A 21,420-nucleotide genomic window follows, 5' to 3' on the forward strand; every position below is an offset into this window, starting at 1 on the left:
GTTTAGTGATTTCTAAGTATCATGTCGCGTTGCTGAATTATCGCTAGCTAACTGCGATCAACGACGCTGCCGCTGTATCGCCCAATATTTACGGGGATCCCCGACCCTTGGGGGACAAGTGCGGACAGCGAACGGACGCACTCGCATCTGATGTAGGCGCGCGACACGCATCGGCCATGCATCGGCGGGAACCGGCACCGTGGGAGACCATCCCGGGGTTTCGCGGGATCCACACCCGCCGATCTGCTCTTCAGCAGGAACTGAAGTAACCGAACTTCCTTGTGTTGCAAGCTAAGAAGTCGCAGACGGTATCGGCGGTCTCAGACGGACCTCGAGTCGGCGCGAACCGGCTACGACCCGCGGTTACGCCACTGCCGGTGCAGCTTGCGCTGCAGGTAACCTTCGACGTTGCATCCCCGCCACGCCGATCGAGGGGCGATCCCGCGTGGGCGCACGCCAGGGTGGCCGGGCCGATCGGACCGTAGGACGCCAGAGGCTGCGACCGGGGCCTGAATGGCCACACCCCGCCGGCCGTAGCTAACTGTCATCACTGTTCCCCTAAACGACGTCATGAGTTTACCCGACGATTCGGCTGTGAGGAAGATCAATTTTTCATTCGCTTCGCCGGCGGGAAAACAAGTGGTGTCCGGCGACGCGCTGGCGGTACCGTGGCTGACCGGGCCGAATTGCGCGCCCGGTGGCCGCGTGTAGGCGTCCGGTGTTTGAGCGAAACCCCGGCTCAGGATCTGTGGAGGCGAACAGCAGATGGGCTCATCGGAACCCAACGGCCCGGTGACGGGCACCCGATGAGATTCGCCAGCGGGTACGAGCCCGGCTACGACCTGACCTACGACGATGTCTTCATCGTCCCCAATCGCTCGGCCGTCGACTCGCGCCTCGACGTCGACCTGTCCACCCGCGACGGTTCCGGGGCCACCATCCCGGTGGTGGTGGCCAACATGACCGCGGTGGCGGGCCGGCGAATGGCCGAAACCGTGGCCCGGCGCGGCGGCATCGTGGTGCTGCCCCAAGACCTGCCGATCGATGCCGTGGGCCACACCGTGGCCTTCGTGAAAAGTCGCGACCTGGTCGCCGACACCCCGGTCGTGCTCTCCCCCGACGACTCGGTGTCCGCCGCGATGGCGCTGATCTCCAAACGCGCTCACGGCGCGGCGGTGGTGGCCGTCGACGGTCGCCCCACCGGCCTGGTGACCCGGGCGTGCTGCGAGGGCGTGGACCGTTTCAGCCGGGTTCGAGACGTCGCGATATCCGACCTTCCCTGCGCCCCGATCGGCACCGAGCCCCGCAAGGTCTTCGACCTGCTGGAGCACGCGCCGGTCGACGTCGCGGTGCTGACCAACGCCGACGGCACCCTGGCCGGCGTGCTGACCCGCACCGGTGCGATCCGGGCCGGCATCTACACCCCCGCCACCGACGCGGCCGGCCGATTGCGTATCGCGGCCGCGGTCGGCATCACCGGCGAAGTGACGGCCCGCGCGGCCGCGTTGCTGGCCGTCGGGGTGGACGTGCTGGTCATCGACACCGCGCACGGCCACCAGGAAAAGGCGCTGCAGGCCATCCGCGCGGTCGCCGCCCTGAAACCGGGCGTCCCCCTGGTGGCCGGCAACGTCGTATCGGCGGACGGCACCCGGGACCTCATCGCCGCGGGCGCAGACATCGTCAAGGTCGGCGTCGGCCCGGGCGCGATGTGCACCACCCGGATGATGACCGGGGTGGGCCGTCCGCAGTTCTCCGCCGTCGAGGAATGCGCGGCGGCGGCGCGCGAACTCGGCGCCCACGTCTGGGCCGACGGCGGGGTGCGCCATCCCCGCGACGTGGCACTGGCCCTGGCGGCCGGGGCGTCGAACGTGATGATCGGCTCCTGGTTCGCCGGTACCTACGAATCCCCCGGCGACCTGATGTTCGACCGCGACGACAAGCCGTACAAGGAGAGCTACGGCATGGCGTCCAAACGAGCGGTGGCCGCGCGCACCGTCGCGGACAGTTCGTTCGACCGGGCCCGCAAATCACTGTTCGAGGAAGGTATTTCGACGTCGCGAATGGCGCTGGACCCTGATCGGGGCGGAGTCGAGGATCTGCTGGACCACATCACCTCCGGCCTCCGCAGCACCTGCACCTATGTCGGCGCCGCCGACCTGGCCGAGTTGCATGAGCGCGCAGTGCTCGGGGTGCAGTCGGCCGCCGGCTTCGCCGAGGGCCATCCGTTACCGTTCGGCTGGTGAGACCCACGGCGGCGAGTACTGGATCGTCATGACTATCGCCCTGACCCTGGCCAGTCTGCTGGCGTTCGTGGTCCTCACCCTGGGCACCGCGGTGTTCGTCGCCGCCGAGTTCTCGCTGACCACCCTGGAGAGCAGCGCGGTGGAGGCCAACGCCCGCCGCGGCGGCCGTCGCGACGCCTACATCCAAGACGCCCACCGCACGTTGTCGTTCCAGCTGTCCGGCGCCCAGTTGGGCATCTCGATCACCACGCTGGCCACCGGTTACCTGGCCGAGCCGGTGCTGGCCCGGTGGCTGCGCCCCCCGCTTGCCGCCCTGGGGCTGTCCGACGGGGCGGCCGCCGGGGTGGCGCTGGTCCTGGCCCTGGTGATCGCCACCTCGCTGTCGATGGTCTTCGGCGAGTTGGTACCCAAAAACCTGGCCGTGGCACGCCCGCTGCCGGTCGCCCGCGCGGTGGCCGGGCCACAGCTGCTGTTCTCGCGGATCTTCGCGATCGCGATCAAGGTGACCAACGGGACGGCCAACCGCATTCTGCAGCGGCTCGGCGTCGAGCCCGCCGACCGGCTGGCATCGGCCCGTTCGGCACGAGAACTGGCGTCGCTGGTGCGCAATTCGGCGCGCAGTGGAGCCCTCGACCCGACTACCGCCGCCCTGGTGGAAGGGTCACTGCGGTTCGGCGCCCTGACCGCCGCGGAGCTGATGACGCCACGATCCAAGATCGTGAGCCTGCAAGCCGGCGACACGGTCGCCGATCTGGCCACGAGGGCCATCGACACCGGCTTTTCCCGATTTCCGGTCGTCGACGGCGACCTCGACGCCACCGTCGGCATCGTCCACGTCAAACAGGTGTTCGCTGTCGCCGTCGCCGACCGGGCCACCACCCGGATCACCGCGGTGGCCCAACCCGTCGCGGTGGTGCCATCGACCCTCGACGGTGACGCGGTGATGGAACAGATCCGGGCCAATGGCCAGCAGGCGGCCATGGTCGTCGACGAGTACGGCGGCACCGCCGGGATGGTCACGGTGGAGGACCTGATCGAGGAGATCGTCGGCGACGTCCGCGACGAACACGACGACGCCACCCCGTACGTGGTGGCGGCCGGCGGCGGCTGGCAGGTGTCGGGCCTGCTGCGCATCGATGAAGTGGCCGCCGCCACCGGATACCGGGCTCCCGAGGGCTCCTACGAGACCATCGGCGGGCTGGTGCTGCAAGAACTCGGGCACATTCCGGAGGACGGCGAAACCGTCGAACTGACCGCGTTCGACCCCGACGAGCTGTCCGCACACCCGCCGCGCTGGCTGGCCCGGGTGGTCCGGATGGACGGCCGGCGCATCGACTTGCTGGCACTCACCCAACTGGGACCAGCTGATGGCTGACCTGTTCAACGTGGTGTTGACCGTGCTGCTGGTCGCGGCGAACGGGTTCTTCGTCGGGGCGGAGTTCTCGCTGATCTCAGCGCGGCGCGACCGGCTCGAGTCGCTGGCCGAACAGGGCCGGCGCAGCGCGGTCACCGTGATCCGCGCCGGCGAGCAACTACCGCTGATGCTGGCCGGCTTCCAGCTGGGCGTCACGGTGTGCTCGATCCTGCTCGGTCGCATCGGGGAGCCCGCAGTGGCCGACCTGCTCGAGGAACCGTTCCGGCTGGCGGGAATCCCGGACCCGCTGCTGCACACCGTGGCGTTCGTCGTCGCATTGACGATCGTGGTCACCTTGCACGTGCTGTTCGGCGAGATGGTCCCGAAGAACATCACGCTCGCCGGCCCGGAGAAGGCCGCGATGCTGCTGATCCCGCCGTACCTGGTCTACATGGCGGCCGCCCGGCCGTTCATCGCGTTCTACAACCGGTGTGCCCACGCCATCCTGCGCGCCATGCGGGTGCAGCCCAAGGACGAGCTGGAGATCACGGTGTCCACCGTCGAACTGAGCGAGATGATCGCCGAATCGGTCTCGGCGGGACTACTCGACCTCGAGGAGTACACCCGGTTGACCCGCGCGTTGCAGATCCGCACCCGGACGGTCGCCGATGTGGCGTTGCCGGTCGGCGACATCCGCGCCGTTCCGGCGGCGGCCGCCGGCCGCGGCCCCACCGTGGCCGCCGTCGAAAGAGCCCTCGCCCAGACCGGTTACTCGCGGTTTCCCGTCGTCGACCAGGGCGAATTCGTCGGTTACCTGCACATCAAGGACGTCCTGCCGCTCAGCGAGGCCTCTGAGGCATCCGAGCGGTCCGAAGCCATCGTCGACATCGGCGCCGTGCGGCCCCTGCCCCGCGTTCCCGCGTCGCTGCCGCTGGCCGACGCGTTGACACGACTGCGGCGCACCAACAGCCATCTGGCCCTGGCGGTCGCCGCCGACGGCGCAGTGGTGGCAATGGTGGCCCTCGAAGACCTGGTCCAAGACGTCGTCGGCACCGTCCGAGACGGAACGCATCGTGTTTGACCTGGCCGAAGTGGCGTTGGAAGCCGAGCAGTGGCAGGCCCGCGCCGCGGCCCACCGGGTGCGCCTGGAGCGTTTCCTGGCACCCCGGCTACGCCGGATCGCCGCCGGTGATCCGGTGCCGAAGTTCCTGTTCAGCTACTACAGCCTGCGCCCCAGACAGTTGCGCAGCTGGAATCCCGGCTTCGGCGTCACGCTGGCCGGGTCCGCGGCGGTGCGCGAGTACCGCGGGCGGCGGGGCTACAGCGTGACCGAGGAGGGGGTCGGTGTCGCCGAGGGCTTCGCGCGTGAGCGGGCCGACACCGTGGAGTTCGTCGCGCGTCTCTTGCGGGCCACCGCTGCCCGGCCCGCCCAGCTGAACTGCTTCGGACTGCACGAGTGGGCGATGCTGTATCGCGGCCCGGTGGAGCAGAAAGTCCGGCACGCTCACGTCCCGCTGCGGATGAGCCTGAACGAGCTCGAGGCAGTCGTCGAAGCAATACCGTTGCGCTGCACCCACTTCGACGCATTCCGCTTCTTCACCCCGGCTGCGGCGCCACGCAACGCCGGGGCGCCGAACCGGGCCGCCCAAATCGATTGGGAGCAGCCGGGTTGCCTGCACGCCAACATGGATCTGTACAAGTGGTGTTACAAGCTGGGTCCGCTGATCGACTCCGAGTTGCTGGTGGACTGCTTGGAGCTGGCCGCGGCAGCTCGTGAGATCGACATGCGAGCCAGTCCCTATGACCTGAGCGGATACGGCTATTCGCCCATCACCGTCGAAAACGCGGCCGGCCGTGCTGAATACGTCCGTTGTCAAAGTGCGATCACGCAGCGCGCGGAACCACTGCGGGCCGGCCTGTTGGAGCGGTGTGACCTGTTGTCGGCTTTCGCCGGATGCAGGTAGCGGCGCTGTCGGCCGGTAAGGTGGTAGATCGGCTATGAGGGAGGAAGACATGACTGACCGGGTGTCGGTGGGCGATTTGCGGGTGGCCCGCGTGCTGTACGACTTCATCACCGACGAGGCGCTGCCGGGTACCGGCGTCGACCCGGACAGCTTCTGGGCCGGCGTGGACAAGGTCGTCACCGATCTGGCGCCCAAGAACCGGGAGCTCCTGGCGCGGCGTGACGACCTGCAGGCGCAGATCGACAAGTGGCATCGCCACCGGGTGATCGAGCCGCTGGACACCGAGGCCTACCGGGACTTCCTCACCGAGATCGGCTACCTGCTGCCCGAGCCGGAGGACTTCACCGTCAGCACCGCGGGCGTCGACGACGAGATCGCCGTGCAGGCCGGCCCGCAGCTGGTGGTGCCGGTGCTCAACGCCCGCTTCGCGCTCAACGCCGCCAACGCCCGGTGGGGGTCGTTGTACGACGCGCTGTACGGGACCGACGTGATCAGCGAAGAGGACGGCGCGGAGAAGGTGCCGACGGGATATACCGCTGGATATAACGCAGTGCGCGGCGACAAGGTGATCGCCTACGCCCGCAAGTTCCTCGACGAATCCGTGCCGCTGGCCAACGGCGCGTGGACCGAGGTCCAGAGCTTCGCCGTGGATGAGGGCCGGCTGGTGGTCACGCTGCGCGACGGCCTGGAGACCTCGGTCGCCGCACCCGCGGAATTCGTCGGCTACACCGGGGATGCCGAGTCGCCGGCGTCGGTGCTGCTGGCTCACCACGGACTGCACATCGAGATCCTGATCGACCCGACGTCGCCGATCGGGGCGACCGACACCGCCGGCATCAAGGACGTGGTGCTCGAGTCCGCGGTCACCACGATCATGGACTTCGAGGACTCGGTGGCCGCGGTCGACGCCGACGACAAGGTGCTCGGCTACCGCAACTGGCTGGGCCTGAACCGCGGCGATCTCTCCGAGCAGGTCAGCAAGGGTGAGAAGACCTTCACCCGCACCCTGTCCGCCGACCGTGAGTTCACCCTGCCCGAGGGGCCGGACGCGGGCACCCTGACCCTGCCGGGCCGCAGCCTGATGTTCGTCCGCAACGTGGGTCATCTGATGACCAACGACGCCATCGTGTTCGGCGCCGAGGGCGCAGAGGGCACCGAAGACTCAGAGGTGTTCGAGGGTATCCAGGACGCGCTGTTCACCGGGCTGATCGCCGTGCACGGACTGACCGCATCCGATGACAACGGGCCGCTGCTCAACAGCCGGACCGGGTCGATCTACATCGTCAAACCCAAGATGCACGGGCCCGACGAGGTGGCGTTCACCGCCGAGTTGTTCAGCCGGGTCGAAGACGTCCTGGGACTTCCGCAGGCGACGCTCAAGATCGGCATCATGGACGAGGAGCGGCGCACCACCGTCAACCTGCGGGCCTGCATCAAGGCCGCCGCTGACCGCGTGGTGTTCATCAACACCGGCTTCCTGGACCGCACCGGCGACGAGATCCACACCTCGATGGAGGCCGGGCCGATGGTCCGCAAGGCCACCATGAAGTCTCAGCCGTGGATCCTTGCCTACGAGGACAACAACGTCGACGCGGGACTGGCGACCGGTTTGACCGGCCACGCCCAGATCGGCAAGGGCATGTGGGCGATGACCGATCTGATGGCCGACATGGTCGAGCAGAAGATCGGACACCCGCGCGCCGGGGCCAGCACCGCGTGGGTGCCGTCGCCGACCGCAGCCACCCTGCACGCGATGCACTACCACCAGGTCGACGTGTTCGAGGTGCAGCAGGAATTGGCCGGTAAGCGTCGCGCGACAATCGATCAGCTGTTGACCATCCCGCTCTCCGAGGGTCTGGCCTGGGCACCCGACGAGATCCGCGAGGAGGTCGACAACAACTGCCAGTCGATCCTCGGGTACGTGGTGCGCTGGATCTCCCAAGGTGTGGGTTGCTCGAAGGTCCCCGACATCCACGACGTGGCCCTGATGGAAGACCGTGCGACACTGCGGATCTCGTCCCAGCTGCTGGCTAACTGGTTGCGGCACGGAGTGATCACCGCCGACGACGTGCAGTCCAGCCTGGAACGGATGGCCCCGGCCGTGGACCGGCAGAACGCCGGCGACGCGACCTACCTGCCGATGGCCCCGGATTTCGACGACAGCATCGCGTTCGCCGCCGCACGGGAACTGATTCTGTCCGGAACCACCCAGCCCAACGGCTACACCGAGCCGATCCTGCACCGGCGCCGACGTGAGTTCAAAGCCCAGGCCGGCGTCTGAGCCCTACGCGGAATTTGAGTTTGGAATTGACCGTAGCCGGAGAGCCGACCAGGCGGAGAGGACGCATCCACCGTGGGTAGGCACAGTTTCCCCGGATCGGACGATTCCGCCGACGAACCGGTCGGCGACGACGAGCCCGACTACGGTCACGATGCCGGGGTGCCCGATCACGTCGGTTTCGGCGATCCGGACGACGACGAGTACGTCGACGACTATCACGACGCGTTCGACGACGCGCCGTTCAGCGGCGACGCCGGATACGATGTCGACCCTGCGCAGTACATGCGGCGCGGCGGCGACGACGAAGAAGAAACCCGTTACCGCACCGGGCCTTTCGGCGCGATCGACGCTTACCCGGACCAGGCGGCCGCACGTGACGAGCCGCGCGGTGGCCACCGCGACCTGGACCGGTGGCGCCGGCATCGCAACGAGACGGGCCGACGTGGTGTCAGCGAGGGCGTGATCGCCGCGCTGGTGGCGGTGATCGTCGTGGTGGGCGCGGTGATCCTGTGGCGCTTCTTCGGCAACTCACTGTCGCATCGCTCCGCCGACGCGGCCGGAAAGTGCGCCGACGGTGATCTCACGGTCGCTGTCGTGGCGGACCCGTCGATAGCCGATCACGTACAGGGCTTCGCCGACCGGTTCAACAAGACCGCCAAGCCGGTGGGCGACCGCTGTGTGTCGGTACAGGTCAAACCGGTGGATTCCGACGCCGTCGTCAGCGGTTTCATCGGTGACTGGCCGGCACAACTGGGCCAGCGCCCGGCGCTGTGGATTCCGGGCAGTTCGATCTCAGCGGCCCGCCTCCAGGCCTCCGCGGGCCAGGAAACCGTCAGCGACAGTCGTTCCCTGGTGACCTCGCCGGTGCTGCTGGCGGTCCGGCCCCAGCTCAAGACCGCACTGCAGAAACAAAGTTGGGCGAGCCTGCCGGAGCTGCAAACCGATCCCGACGGTTTGGGTCGACTCGGACTTGCCGGCTGGGGGCAGCTGCGGCTGGCGCTGCCGATCGGCGGCAACGGCGACGCGGCTTTCCTGGCCGGCGAGGCGGTGGCCTCCGGTGCCGCCCCGAAAGGCGCCCCCGCCACCGACGGGACCGGGGCGGTACACCGACTGGCCGGCGCGCAACCCCAGCTCGCCGACAATTCGCTTGCCGAGGCGATGAACGTACTTTTGCGCCAAGGCGATCCGGCGGCTTCCCCGGTGCACGCAGTGGTGACCACCGAGCAGCAACTGTTCACCCGTGGCCAATCCCTGTCGGACCCGGCGACCACACTCGGCTCCTGGCTGCCGCCGGGGCCGGTGCCGGTCGCCGACTACCCCACCGTGTTGCTCGCCGGCTCGTGGCTCTCGCAGGAACAGGTCAGTGCCGCCAGCGAATTCGCTCGATTCACCCGCAAGCCCGATCAGCTCGCGGAGCTGGCCAAAGCCGGATTCCGCGTCGAAGGTGTCGCGCCGCCGAGCAGTGATGTCACCGGGCTCCCCGCGGTTTCGGACACCCTGTCAGTGGGCGACGACGCGATGCGGGCCACGCTGGCCAACGCACTGACCACGTTGCCCGGCAGTTCGGCGGTGACGCTCATGCTCGATGAGTCCATGACCACCGACGAGGGTGGCAAGACCCGGTTGGCCCATGTGATCGCCGCCCTGGATCAACGGATCAAGACGCTGCCGCCGAATTCCGCCGTGGGCCTGTGGGCCTTCGACGGCGTGGAGGGCCGCAACGTGGTCGCCTCCGGCCCGCTGGACGACCAGGTGAACGGCGCAAGCCGGGCCGAGACGTTGACCAAGGAGCTCGATAATCTGAGCTCGACGTCCGGCGGCGCCGTGTCGTTCACCACGCTGCGCATGGTCTACAGCCAGGCTTTGGCCAATTACCATGCCGGGCAGAGTAATTCGGTGCTGGTTATCACGGCGGGCCCGCATACCGACCGCACTCTGGACGGCCCCGGACTGCAGGACTTCATCCGGGCAAACACCGACCCGCAGCGCCCGGTCGCCGTCAACGTCATCGACTTCGGCGCCGACACCGACCGGCCGACCTGGCAGTCGGTGGCTCAGCTGTCCGGCGGCACCTACCAGAACCTGCGCGGGGCGAACACCCCGGAACTGGCCGGCGCGCTGAACACGCTGCTGAGCTGACGCCCGAAGCAACCCGCCGCTAGACGCCCAGTGCGTCGAGGATCTGCTGCGGGATGACGTCCACCAACTGAGTAATCATCCCGCCGAACGAGCCCACACTGATGTCGGCCAGGTCCAGGTTGCCCAGGCCCAGGCTGTCGAGTAGGTCGGCCAGATTCAGGTTCAACGGGTCGGCCAGGTCGCCGAGGTTCAGCGCCAGATTGCTCAGCCCCAGGTCACCGAGCAGGTCACCCAGGCTGACCCCGTTCAGCAGGCCGGTGACGTCCAGGCCGCCGAGGCCCAGCCCGCCGAGCAGATCGTTCAGCGACAGGTCACCGGTCGACGCCGGGAAGCCCAGCGCCTCCAGTACTCCGCCGACACTCAGACCCTGGCCGGGCACGATGCCCAGGTCACCGAGCAGACCACCGAGGGTCAGGTCGTTCGATGACAGGCCCAGATCGCCGAGCAGGCCGCCGATAGTCAGGCCGCTGCCGTTCAGCCCCAGATCGCCGAGCAGGCCGCCGATAGTCAAGCCACCGGGTGTCGACCCCAGATCGTTCAGCAGATCGCCGACGGTCAGGCCGCTGCCGTTCAGCCCCAGATTGCCGAGCAGATCACCGATCGTCGTGGTGCCACCGGAGAGTCCCAGCGCGCCCAGCAGGTCATTGAGCGTCAGGCCGGCGGTCGACAGGCCCAGGCCACCGAGCAGATTGTCGAGGCCCAGGCTGGTGGGCGTGATGCCCAATGCGCTCAGTACGCCGCCGATCAGGCCGCCGATGCTCGGGGCGGTGCTGGGTATCAGGGCGCTGATAGTGGTGACAAGAACCTGAACCGCGCCGGTCACCAGGCCGTTTAACGGTATGCCGAATGCCGTCAGCACACCATTGAGCGCACTGGTCAGCAACGTGACCACGTTGCCCGACAGCGGGTCGCTGGTACCCAGGCCGATCAGGCTGAGCAGCGTGTCCGGCGACACCGTGCTGTTCGGGTCCAGGCCCAACGAACCGAGCAGCGAGTTCAACATCGTCGTCGACACCGAGGTGCTCGGGTCGAGCCCCAGCGCGCCGAGCAGACTGTTGATCACGGCCGGCGTCAGCGTGCTGCTGGAATCCAGGCCCAGCGAGTTCAGCAGGCTGGTCAACGTCGCCGTCGGTATCGCGCCGGCCGGGTCCAGCCCCAACGAACTCAGCAGGCTGTTCACGATCCCGGTCGACACACCGCCTGCCGGATCAAGGCCCAGCGATCCGAGCAGGCTGTTCAGCATGGTCGCCGACAGCGCATTCGCCGGGTCCAGTCCCACCAGCCCCAGCAGGCTGGCCGGCGACAGCAGCGTCGTCGGGTCGATGCCGAAAGCGCTCAGCACGCTGCTCAGCGGCAGATTGTTCAGATCGACGCCGGTGTCCAGCCCGAGCCCGCTCAAGACGCCCGCCAGGCTGAGCGGGCCCAGATTCAGTCCGCCCAGCCCGAAATCGGCCAGCAGCGCGTTCAGGTCCAGCGGGTTTCCGCCGCCGAGCAGCGTGCCCAGCCCGTCGTCGCTGATGCCCAGCGCGCTGAACAGCCCGCCCAGGGTCCCGGGGAGCCCGAGCTCATCGAGCAGACCGTTGATGTCCAGGTTGCTCAGGTCCAGGTTCCCCAGCCCCAGGGCGTTGAGCAACTGGACCAGGTTGAGGTCGACCTCGAAGTTCTGCACCGGCGCGAGCACGCCGTTGAGCACCGGGATGTTGATGATGCCGCCGAGCAGGCTGACGTTCTGTGCGCCGTTGAGGTAGGCGTCGGCGATGGTGGCCGGGGCGCTGAACAGCCCGGAGAAGTCGCCGCCGGCCATCTGGGTCGCGGCGTTGCTGATCGCCTGAGAGGTCAGCGCCTGCGCGCCCATGCTGGCGATCGCCAGTTCAAGGCCGGGCGGCAGCTGCACCGAGATCGACGCCGGCAGATCGGTGGTGACCGTCGGGGTGATGCTGGTGAACGCGCTGATCACGCCGAACGGGTCGGTGAACAGCTTGCCGAAGACCGCCGTGATGGCGCCCCAGTCGGCGTTGTCACTGATGTTGGTCAGGTTCGCGGTGGTATGGGTGAACAGATCCGACCACGCATCGGTCAACTGCACCGCGTGGAATTCGACGCCGACCGCAGGGGCGGGGATTGTGACCGGCGTGACAGGTGTGACCGCAATGACGGCGGCACCCGCAACGGCGATGCCAGCGGTGAGGTAGGGGCGAAGCGCGTACTGCATGATCCCTCCAAATGTGTGACTCACATCACCGTTTAGGTGAGTTGAGCATAAACCTTTTTCGGGAACAACATGAGATTTCACTGAACTGGCCGCCCGGGCTCGCAACGCCCCTGCGCACGCCTTAGCCGCCCAGCGCCGCCAGGATCTGCTGCGGGATGGTGTCGACCAGCTCGGTGATCATCCCGCCGAACGAGCCGACGCTGATGTTGGCCAGGTCCAGGTTGCCCAGACCCAGGTCGTCGAGCAGCTCGCCCAGGTTCAGGCCCGTCAAGTCGCCGATCAGGTCACCGAGGTTCAGCTGCAGGTCGTCGAGCCCCAAGCCGCTGATCAGGCCACCCAGGTCCAGGCCGTTGAGCAGGCCGGTGATGTCCAGGCCGCCGAGGCCCAGGCCGCCGAGCAGGCCGCTGAGCGTCAGGTCGCCGGTCGAGGGGGCGAAGCCGAGGCCCTCCAGGATGCCGCCGATGGTCAGGTCACCGGTCGGCAGCGTGACGCCCAGTGCGCTCAGCAGCGAGCTGACGGTTTCGTCGATGCTCTGGCCGCCCAGCAGATCACCCATGGTGACGCCGCTGAGGGCGTCGATCAGGTTCTGCGGGTTGAGGAGCACGGCGTCGAGTAGTGGTTGCAGTATCGGGCCGACGAGCGGAAGTCCGCCCACGACGTTGGTGATGAGGTCGCCGATCACCGAGTTGAGGAAACCGGTGATGCCGTCCAGGACCCCGCCGGGCAGCCCGGCCAGCATGTCACCCAGCGACGTGTCGAGCAGGCCCCCGAGGCCCAGATCGGTCAACAATTGGCCCAAGCCGAGATTGATGTCCGTGTTGAGCCCGAACGCGCCCAGCACGTCGTAGAGGCTCAGGCTATTGAGGTCGACGCCGGTGTCCAGCCCCAGGCCGCTCAAGATGCCGGTCAGGCTGAGGCTGCCCAGCCCGAGGTCACCCAGGCCGAGGAAGCCCAGCATTCCGCCCAGGTTGGTGAGGCCACTGCCGTTGAGCAAGTCGCCCAGGCCGTCGCCGCTGATGCCCAGCTCACTGAGTAAGTTGCCCAAGGTGATGTCGCCCACCAGACCGCTCAGGTCCAGGTTGCTCAGATCCAGGTTGCCCAGCCCGAGGACGTCCAGCAGCTTGGCCAGGTTGAGGTCGACGTCGAAGTTCTGCTCGGGCGCGAGAATCCCGTTGAGGACCGGGATATTGATGATGCCGCCGAGCAGACTGACGTTCTGCGCGCCGTTGAGGTAGGCATCGGCGATGGTGGCCGGAGCGCTGAGCAGTCCGGAGAAGTTTCCGTTGGCCATGTCGCTCGCGGCGTTGCTGATCGCCTGCGAGGCCAGCGCCTGCGCGCCCATGCTGGCGATCGCCAGCTCCAGCCCCGGCGGCAGCTGCACCGAAACCGACGCCGGCAGTTCCGAGATGTCGGTGGTGACCGTCGGGGTGATGCTGGTGAACGCGCCGATCACGCCGAACGGGTTGGTGAACAGCGCGGTGAATACCTGCGAGATCGCCGTGAGGTCGGCGTTGTCGGCGATGTTGTTCAGGTTCGCGGTGGTGTGGGTGAACAGATCCGACCAGGCGTCGGTCAACTGCACCGCGTGGTACTCGGCGCCCGGGGCCGGCAGCTTTACCGGCGCCACCGGCGCCACCGGCGTGACCGCGATGACGCCGGCACCCGCGACGGCGATACCGGCAGTGACGTAGGGGCGAAGCGCGAGTTGAAGCATGATCTCTCCTCATTGTGATTCACATCACCGTGTAAGTGAGACCAGCTTAAGCTATTTCGTGGCTTTGCATGAGATTTTGCTGATATTGACGTTCGCGTCTATTTTATCGGTGCCGGCCCCAGGCCCGGCCGGCACGGCTGTCGCAGCTCAGGCGAAAGCCTCCACCGGCGGGCATGAGCAGACCAGGTTGCGGTCGCCGAAGGCGCCGTCGATCCGGCGCACCGGGGGCCACACCTTCTGGCGGAAGTCACGACCCAGCGGATAGGCTGCGCGCTCCCGGGTGTAGGGGTGCTCCCACTTGTCCACCATCAGGCACTCGGCGGTGTGCGGGGCCCCCCGCAACGGGTTGTCCTCAACCGTCCACTCGCCGGCTCCGACCCGGTCGATTTCGCCGCGGATCGCGATCATCGCCTCGCAGAACGCATCCACCTCGGCCAGGCTCTCGCTCTCGGTGGGCTCCACCATCAGGGTGCCCGCCACCGGGAAGCTCATCGTCGGAGCATGAAAACCGTAGTCGGCCAATCGTTTTGCCACATCGTCGACCGTCACGCCGGTGGCCTTGGTGATCGGCCTCAGGTCCAGGATGCACTCGTGGGCGACCATGCCGTTCTCCCCGGTGTAAAGCACCGGGAAGTACTCGTCGAGGCGACGAGCGATGTAGTTGGCCGACGCGATCGCGGTCAGCGACGCCGACCGCAGGCCCTCGGCACCCATCATCCGGATGTAAGCCCAGGTGATCGGCAGAATCGAGGCCGAGCCGTAGGGAGCCGCCGACACCGGGGAACCGCCGGGCAACTCGGCGGCCAGCGGGTGTCCGGGCAGGAATCCGGCCAGGTGCGAACGCACTGCCACCGGCCCGACGCCGGGGCCACCGCCACCGTGCGGGATGCAGAACGTCTTGTGCAGGTTCAGGTGGCTGACGTCGCCGCCGAACTTGCCGGGGCGGGCCAGCCCGACCAGCGCGTTGAGGTTGGCGCCGTCGACGTAGACCTGCCCGCCCGCGTCGTGCACGGCGGCGCAGATCTCGGCGATGTCGTGTTCGTACACCCCGTGGGTGGACGGGTAGGTGATCATCAGCGTCGACAGCGTCGCGGCGTGCTCGTCGACCTTGGCGCGCAGATCATCGAGGTCGACGTCACCGTTCTCCCGGCAGGCCACCACCACCACCCGCATCCCGGCCAGCGCCGCCGAAGCGGCGTTGGTGCCGTGCGCGCTGGAGGGGATCAGGCAGATGTCACGGTGGGACTCGCCGCGGCTGGCATGAAAGGCGTGGATCGCCAGCAGGCCCGCATACTCGCCCTGCGAACCGGCGTTGGGCTGCAGCGACACCGCGTCGTACCCGGTGATCCCGGCCAGCCAGCTCTCCAACTGGGTGATGAGCCGGCGCAACCCGGCCGCGTCGGCGGCCGGCGCGAACGGGTGCTGGCGCGCGAATTCCGGCCAGGTTATCGACTCCATCTCCGCCGCGGCGTTGAGCTTCATCGTGCAGGAGCCGAGCGGAATCATGCTGCGGTCCAGTGCGATGTCCTTGTCCGACAGCGCACGCAGGTAGCGCATCATCTCGGTTTCGGTCCGGTAGCGCCGAAACGCGGGATGGGTGAGGAATTCCGAGGTGCGGGTGAGGGCATGTGAACCGGCACCGACCTGCTCCGAGGGAGCGACCCCGAACGCGTCCAGCACTGCGGCCAGATGGGCGTCGGTGGTGGCCTCATCGCAGGACACCGACACGTGGTCGGCGTCCACCCGCCACAGGTTGATGCCGGCGGCCTTGGCCGCCGCGATGATCTCGTCGGCGCGGCCGGGGACCCGGGCCAACACGGTGTCGAAGTAGTTCTCGTGCACCAGCGCGTCACCGAGTGCCGCGCCGATCTTCGCGGCTTGGCCGTGCACCCGCCGCGCGATCGCGGTCAGACCTTCGGCGCCGTGGTAGCTGGCGTACATCGCGGCCATCACCGCCAGCAGCACTTGCGCGGTGCAGATGTTGGACGTCGCCTTGTCGCGGCGGATGTGCTGCTCGCGGGTCTGCAGCGCCAGCCGGTAGGCATTGGTGCCATCGCTGTCCTTGGACACCCCGACCAGCCGGCCCGGCAGTTGGCGGGCATGCTTGGCGTGCACTGCCAGATAGCCGGCGTGCGGCCCACCGAAGCCCATCGGCACGCCGAAGCGCTGGGCGCTGCCGAACGCCACGTCGGCGCCGATCTCGCCGGGCGGTGTGATCAGCGTGCATGCCAGCAGATCGGCGCCGACCGCCACCATCGCACCGCGTTCGTGGGCGGCCTCGATCACCGCCGACCAATCGGTGACCCGACCAGATGCCCCCGGCAGTTGGGCGATCACTCCGAAGAAGTCCCCGTCCGGAAGTCCGTCGCGCAGATCGGCGGAGACGATCTCGATGCGCAGTGGCTCGGCGCGGGTCGCCAGCACCGCGGCGGTCTGGGTGAACAGGTCGGTGTCGACCAGCAGCCGATGCGAGTTCCCGCGCGTCGCACGGTGCATCAACGTCATCGCCTCGGCGGCCGCGGTGGCCTCGTCGAGCATCGACGCGTTGGCGATCTCCAGGCCGGTCAGATCGGCGATCATGGTCTGGAAGTTCAGCAGCGCCTCCAACCGGCCCTGGCTGATCTCGGGCTGATACGGCGTGTAGGCGGTGTACCAGGCGGGGTTCTGCATGATGTTGCGCAGCAGCACCGGTGGGGTGAACGTGTCGTAGTAGCCCTGGCCGATCATCGACACGGCGACCGTGCTGGCGTCGGCCAGCTCCCGCAGTTCGGCCAATGCCTGTGTCTCGCTGGCCGCGGCCGGCAGAATATCCAGTCCCGGAGCGGTGCCGTCGGGCCGCAGTGCGTCGAGGATGCCGGTCGGCAGCGCCTTGTCGGCCAGGTCTTCCAGCGAGTCGACACCGATGGTGGCGAGCATCGTGGCGATGGCGTCGCTGTCCGGACCGATGTGCCGGTCGACAAAACGGAATTCAGAGTGTTCGGACACGTGGACTCCTCGGCGATAGACGACTGGTGTCCTCCCCCTCTGTCGTCTGCCCATCCCGGGCGCCTGAGAGATTCGGCGCCTGAAAATCCGGAGCGCCTTTCCCCATGGGCGGGTGAACCCGAAACGGGCAGCACCGCTTTCCAGAGGCATCGATGCCCGCGCGGTCCGGGGGCCTGAGAGGTTGACGGAGAGGTATTGCTCCTTCGGCGCCCGGGACTGGCTGTCCCGAGACTCTCCCGCGTGAGGCTGATGCGCCGCCAATGTTACCCCGGTCGCCGGAGCCCACGTGACGACGACGCTGCGTCAGCGGCGGCAAAGTGCGAGCGGCGACCGCCGTGAGCGCAGAGCGAACCCGGCGGAGATCAGCCGGTCTTGCGGTCGCGGAATTTGCGGCGGTTGGCCAGTTCGTCCTCCGGTGCGGCAATCGACTCGCCACCGTCGGCGCGCTCACCGGGGAAGTCGGCGATGACGCCGGTCAGTTCGCGCATCGCGCCCGACACCGCGATGCCGAACACGCCCTGGCCGCCTTGCAGCAGGTCGACGACTTCCTCGGCCGAGGTGCACTCGTAGACGGTGGTGCCGTCGGAGAACAAGGTGATGTTGGCCAGGTCCCGGACCCCGCGCTCACGCAGGTGGTCGACGGCGACCCGGATGTTGTGCAGTGAGATACCGGTGTCGAGCAGTCGCTTGACGATTTTGAGCACCAGGATGTCTTTGAACGAGTACAGCCGCTGGCTGCCGGAGCCGGCCGCACCACGGATCGACGGCACCACCAGTGAGGTGCGGGCCCAGTAGTCGAGCTGACGGTAGGTGATACCGGCGATCTGGCAGGCGCTGGGACCGCGGTAGCCGACCAGTTCGTCGGGGACCGAGTCATCGGGGAACAGCCCGGCCTGGACCGGTTCACCGACGCCGGAAGCGGTCGCTGCAACCTCGACATCACAGCCCGATTCGGGCTGACCCGCGAAGTCCAGCTGATCCTGCCCCGGTTGATCGCCCACGATGCTTCCTCTCGCCGATCGCGCTCGTTGCCACTGGCTGGCCGGTAGCCGCGTTTGCTCTTGCCCGAGTTGCTGGTGAGCATACGCCGTCCGTCGAGCCGCCGTGCCGTTGTTCCCGCCGTGTTCCAAGTATGGGGGGCGCGCTATGTGGGACACGCTTTCGAACGGGCGTGTCGTCCGCCGCTCACAGATGAGACGGATCTGTGACGGGGCTGAGGCCGCCGCGCCGGGTCAGGTTGCTTTGAAATCGTCGGGCGACACGCTATCGAGGAACTCCTTGAACTTCTCCACCTCGTCCTCGCGCACCGCGCCGGGGGTTTCGTCGTCGCTCTCGTCGGGAATCAGCAGGCCCGCTTCGGCCAGCACCGACTCCTCGACGTAGATCGGCACCCCCACCCGCAGCGCGATCGCCACCGAGTCCGACGGACGCGCCGACACCGTGATGTCGCGGTCGAAGATCAGGTCGGCGTAGAAGGTGCCTTCCTGCAGATCGACGATCCGGACCTCTTTGAGCGAATGTCCGAGCGCGGCGATCAGGTCCCGGATCAAGTCGTGGGTCAGGGGCCGGGCCGGCTCCACGCCCTGCTGTTCCAGCGCGATGGCGGCGGCTTCGGCCTGCCCGATCCAGATCGGCAGGTATCGATCGCCGTCGGCTTCGCGCAGCAACAGCACGGGCTGGTTCTGCGGCTGCTCGACGCGAATGCCGACTACGCGTACTTCACCCATCTCCAGTCAGCCCTCCGCGTTTGCCTGTGCCCCAAGTGGCGGTTTCCCAGTCCGACGTCCCAGTCCGACTCGCTGCGAAACCCGCGGTCCGACAACCGCATGCCGCACAACAAGCCGCCGAGGCGAGTCTAGTCCTCACCCGTGCAGAACGTCGTGCACCGCCGACTTGAGCAGCGCGGTGTGCAGCGCGATCGCCAGCGCCGCGACCTCGCGCGCCAAGTCGTCGGCGCGGTCGCGTGCGCCGGCTTTGCCGCCCTTGACCAGCGGCCCGGCAACTTGGGCGATCAGATCAGACTGCCGATCGGCGGCTGAGCGAAACGCCCGCAGGTGCCGCGGCTCGACACCGTAATCAGCCAGCCCCCGGGCGCACTGCGCGATCACGACCGCATGCTCGTCGAACAATCCCCCCGGCCCGGCGGTGATCACCCCGGATCTGACCAGCGCCGTCAGCAGGGCGTCATCGGCACCCGAGCGTTCCAGCAGATCCTCCCGGCTCAGCCTGACCCGCCTGGGCGGAGCGGGCAGCGCCGGGCCGTTTCGGGAGGGACCGTCGACCGCCGGCACCAACCGCGGGACGGGATATGACGACTCGGCCTGCGGCAGCGCCCCGTCCGGTTCGGCGTCCAGCTTCGCCTTGATCACCTTCAGCGGCAGGTAGTGGTCGCGTTGCGCGGTCAGGACGAAACGCAGCCGGGCGCAGTCATATGCACTGAACCGCCGGTAGCCCGACGCCGCCCGCTGCGGCGTTACCAGCCCTTCGGTCTCCAGGAAACGAATCTTGGAGATCGTGACATCCGGAAACTCCGGCCGAAGCAGATCCAGTACCGCTCCGATCGACATCCCGGCCAGTTCAGGACTGTCAGGCGCGCCCACTTAGCTCCCCGGCCCGGCCTCTGGCTCACCGGTCTTCGGGCCGGTCAGGAATACCAGGCGGAACTTGCCGACCTGGACCTCGTCGCCGTTGACCAGGACTGCGGAATCGACCGGCTCCCGGTTGACATAGGTGCCGTTGAGGCTGCCGACGTCGACGACCTGAAACTCGTTGCCCTCCAGCCGGAACTCGGCGTGACGACGGCTGACCGTGACATCGTCGAGGAAGATGTCGCTGTCGGGATGCCGCCCGGCCGCGGTGACCGACTGGTCGAGCAGGAAACGCGACCCTGCGTTGGGGCCACGCTTGACGACCAGCAGCGCCGATCCCGCGGGCAACCCCTCGACGCCCGAGGTCAGGCTCTCACCGCCGGCTTGTGCGGGGGCGTCGAGCTCGCTCAGAAAGTCAGCGCGGAAGACCGATGTGGTTTCCACGGTGACCTCGTCGCCTGCCTGGTCCTGCCCATTTCCCGAGTCCTTCTCCGTCACCCGCTGCTCCTCACTGGCCACTGTCGTACTACCTGGTCGCACCCGCCGGATATCCAGGGCACCGGACCCACGATTGTTGAGTCGACCGTACCGCGCAGCGGTCGATAATGTCCCCCGCACCGCGGGATCGTGTCGGCCGAATACCCGCCGAATACCCGGCGCGTCCCGGCAGGCAGGCTAGCAATAATCATTCGCCCAGCGTCGCGCGGTAGGCGTCGGCGGTCAGCAGCCCCGCAAGGGTCTGGTCCAGGGCATCGGCGGCGGTGTCGTCGACCTGAAGGTCCAGCAGCCAGCCGGCGCCGTACGGGTCGGAGTTCACCAGCTGTGGATTGGCGTCCAGATCCGCGTTGACCGCAACCACTTTCGCCGAGATCGGCCCGTAGAGATCCGAGACGGACTTGGTCGACTCCACCTCACCGAAGCTCTCCCCCGGCGCCACCTCGGTGCCCTCGCCGGGCAGTTGCACGAAGACCACGTCACCCAGCGCCGCCTGCGCGAAGTCGGTGATGCCCACCCGGACGGTGTCGGAGCCGGTGCGCCGAACCCACTCGTGCTCGGCGGTGTAATACAGATCGGACGGAACTAAACTTTCCGAGCTCACGGTGATCGTGCTCCTTGCGGTGTCGGGTTCACTTGACTGGCTGAGCGTATTGGCGCGGTTTCGGTTGCCGCAACACGGTCACCTCCACGTGGCCGGCCTGTTGCACACCCATGGCGCCACCCAGCCGCTTGACGCTGTCGACCGCCCCACCGGGAATGTTCATCGCGGCCGCCAGAGTGGGTGGATCTCCTATCGCCAGAACGGAATACGGTGGAGCCAAGGCTATCCCGTCGAATTCCAACGAGCCCGGGGTCCCGGCAACCCACGAGTCCACCCCGACCCGCACCGCCTTCGTACCGTCGCGGACCTCCATCGCCTCGGCGCCGGCGGCTCGCAGCTCGTTGATCACATCGAGCATCGTCTCCGGTGCGACGCCACGGGCCGGATCGTCCACGGTGACCACGACTCCAGGACCGACCGCGCCGACGGTGCCGATCATGATCGACAGGGCGGAGAGCCGGGCCTGGGCGTTCTCGATGGCGGCCTGGTCACTGCTGCCGGACTGCTGCAGCGCGTTGAGCGTTTGCTGCAACTCGGCGATCTCGGTGTTGAGCGAGGCTTCGCGCTGACGCAGCGAATCCAGCAGTACCAGCAGATCGGCGGGCCGGGCCGTTTCCAGGGCGTCGGCGGAATCGTTCTGGCGGACCTGGGTGACGATCGCCACTCCCAGCAGCAGGCACAGCAGCATCGCCAGCACGGTGAACAGCGGCCCGGAGCGGCCGCGGCGAATACCGAGCGGGCCGCGGCGAATACCGAGCGGGCCGCGCCGAGGCGGCGCGCCGTCACCGTCATCCGCCTCCGGCAGCTCGTGCCGGCCGTGCGGCACCGGATCCCCAGCCAC

15 protein-coding genes and 1 riboswitch are annotated in these 21,420 nt (G+C 67.9%); of the genes, 6 read left to right on the forward strand and 9 right to left on the reverse strand.

Going from position 1 to position 21,420, the window contains the following annotated elements; all coding sequences use genetic code 11:
- Positions 1-806: 806 nt before the first annotated feature.
- From ACZYY4_RS10615 to ACZYY4_RS10640, 6 genes are all read left to right on the forward strand, one after another.
- The gene (locus ACZYY4_RS10615) at positions 807-2,243 is read left to right on the forward strand and encodes a GuaB1 family IMP dehydrogenase-related protein (protein WP_463809931.1); all 1,437 of its coding nucleotides are present in this window, start codon (positions 807-809) and stop codon (positions 2,241-2,243) included.
- Positions 2,244-2,271: 28 nt separating this feature from the next.
- Positions 2,272-3,618, forward strand: coding sequence for a hemolysin family protein (locus tag ACZYY4_RS10620; RefSeq protein ID WP_463809932.1), 1,347 nt, complete (start codon positions 2,272-2,274; stop codon positions 3,616-3,618).
- On the forward strand, positions 3,611-4,678 hold the full coding sequence (locus tag ACZYY4_RS10625) for a hemolysin family protein (protein WP_463809933.1): 1,068 nt from the start codon (positions 3,611-3,613) through the stop codon (positions 4,676-4,678). The genes ACZYY4_RS10620 and ACZYY4_RS10625 overlap by 8 nt, the downstream gene beginning before the upstream one ends.
- Complete coding sequence (locus ACZYY4_RS10630) at positions 4,671-5,561, forward strand: 3-methyladenine DNA glycosylase (protein WP_463809934.1); 891 nt, start codon at positions 4,671-4,673, stop codon at positions 5,559-5,561. Before ACZYY4_RS10625 ends, ACZYY4_RS10630 begins: the two co-directional genes overlap by 8 nt.
- A 49-nt stretch (positions 5,562-5,610) precedes the next feature.
- Positions 5,611-7,842: a malate synthase G gene (locus ACZYY4_RS10635; protein WP_463809935.1), complete on the forward strand. Its 2,232-nt coding sequence runs from the start codon at positions 5,611-5,613 to the stop codon at positions 7,840-7,842.
- Between the two features lie 72 nt (positions 7,843-7,914).
- Positions 7,915-9,981: a hypothetical protein gene (locus ACZYY4_RS10640; RefSeq protein ID WP_463809936.1), complete on the forward strand. Its 2,067-nt coding sequence runs from the start codon at positions 7,915-7,917 to the stop codon at positions 9,979-9,981.
- 19 nt (positions 9,982-10,000) lie between these two features.
- Here ACZYY4_RS10640 and ACZYY4_RS10645 read toward each other — a convergent pair whose 3' ends face one another.
- From ACZYY4_RS10645 to ACZYY4_RS10685, 9 genes are all read right to left on the reverse strand, one after another.
- Positions 10,001-12,193, reverse strand: a complete 2,193-nt coding sequence (locus ACZYY4_RS10645; protein ID WP_463809937.1) for a hypothetical protein — start codon at positions 12,191-12,193, stop codon at positions 10,001-10,003.
- Between the two features lie 121 nt (positions 12,194-12,314).
- Positions 12,315-13,907, reverse strand: a complete 1,593-nt coding sequence (locus ACZYY4_RS10650) for a hypothetical protein (RefSeq protein ID WP_463809938.1) — start codon at positions 13,905-13,907, stop codon at positions 12,315-12,317.
- A 147-nt stretch (positions 13,908-14,054) separates the two neighbouring features.
- The gene (gcvP, locus tag ACZYY4_RS10655; RefSeq protein WP_463809939.1) at positions 14,055-16,892 is read right to left on the reverse strand and encodes an aminomethyl-transferring glycine dehydrogenase; all 2,838 of its coding nucleotides are present in this window, start codon (positions 16,890-16,892) and stop codon (positions 14,055-14,057) included.
- 151 nt (positions 16,893-17,043) lie between these two features.
- Positions 17,044-17,141, reverse strand: a riboswitch (glycine riboswitch).
- 113 nt (positions 17,142-17,254) lie between these two features.
- On the reverse strand, positions 17,255-17,893 hold the full coding sequence (locus tag ACZYY4_RS10660; RefSeq protein ID WP_463809940.1) for a MerR family transcriptional regulator: 639 nt from the start codon (positions 17,891-17,893) through the stop codon (positions 17,255-17,257).
- Between the two features lie 231 nt (positions 17,894-18,124).
- Positions 18,125-18,619 (reverse strand): bifunctional nuclease family protein, encoded by a 495-nt coding sequence (locus ACZYY4_RS10665; protein WP_463809941.1) that lies wholly within the window; start codon positions 18,617-18,619, stop codon positions 18,125-18,127.
- Between the two features lie 135 nt (positions 18,620-18,754).
- Positions 18,755-19,492 (reverse strand): transcriptional regulator FtsR, encoded by a 738-nt coding sequence (gene ftsR, locus ACZYY4_RS10670; RefSeq protein WP_463809942.1) that lies wholly within the window; start codon positions 19,490-19,492, stop codon positions 18,755-18,757.
- Positions 19,493-19,978: a glycogen accumulation regulator GarA gene (gene garA / locus ACZYY4_RS10675; protein ID WP_463809943.1), complete on the reverse strand. Its 486-nt coding sequence runs from the start codon at positions 19,976-19,978 to the stop codon at positions 19,493-19,495.
- A 187-nt stretch (positions 19,979-20,165) separates the two neighbouring features.
- A complete protein-coding gene (gene gcvH, locus ACZYY4_RS10680) occupies positions 20,166-20,579 on the reverse strand; it encodes a glycine cleavage system protein GcvH (protein WP_463809944.1) in 414 nt (137 codons plus the stop codon).
- 28 nt (positions 20,580-20,607) lie between these two features.
- A complete protein-coding gene (locus tag ACZYY4_RS10685) occupies positions 20,608-21,420 on the reverse strand; it encodes a DUF881 domain-containing protein (protein WP_463809945.1) in 813 nt (270 codons plus the stop codon).

Source organism: Mycobacterium sp. IDUB_21 (assembly GCF_055419425.1).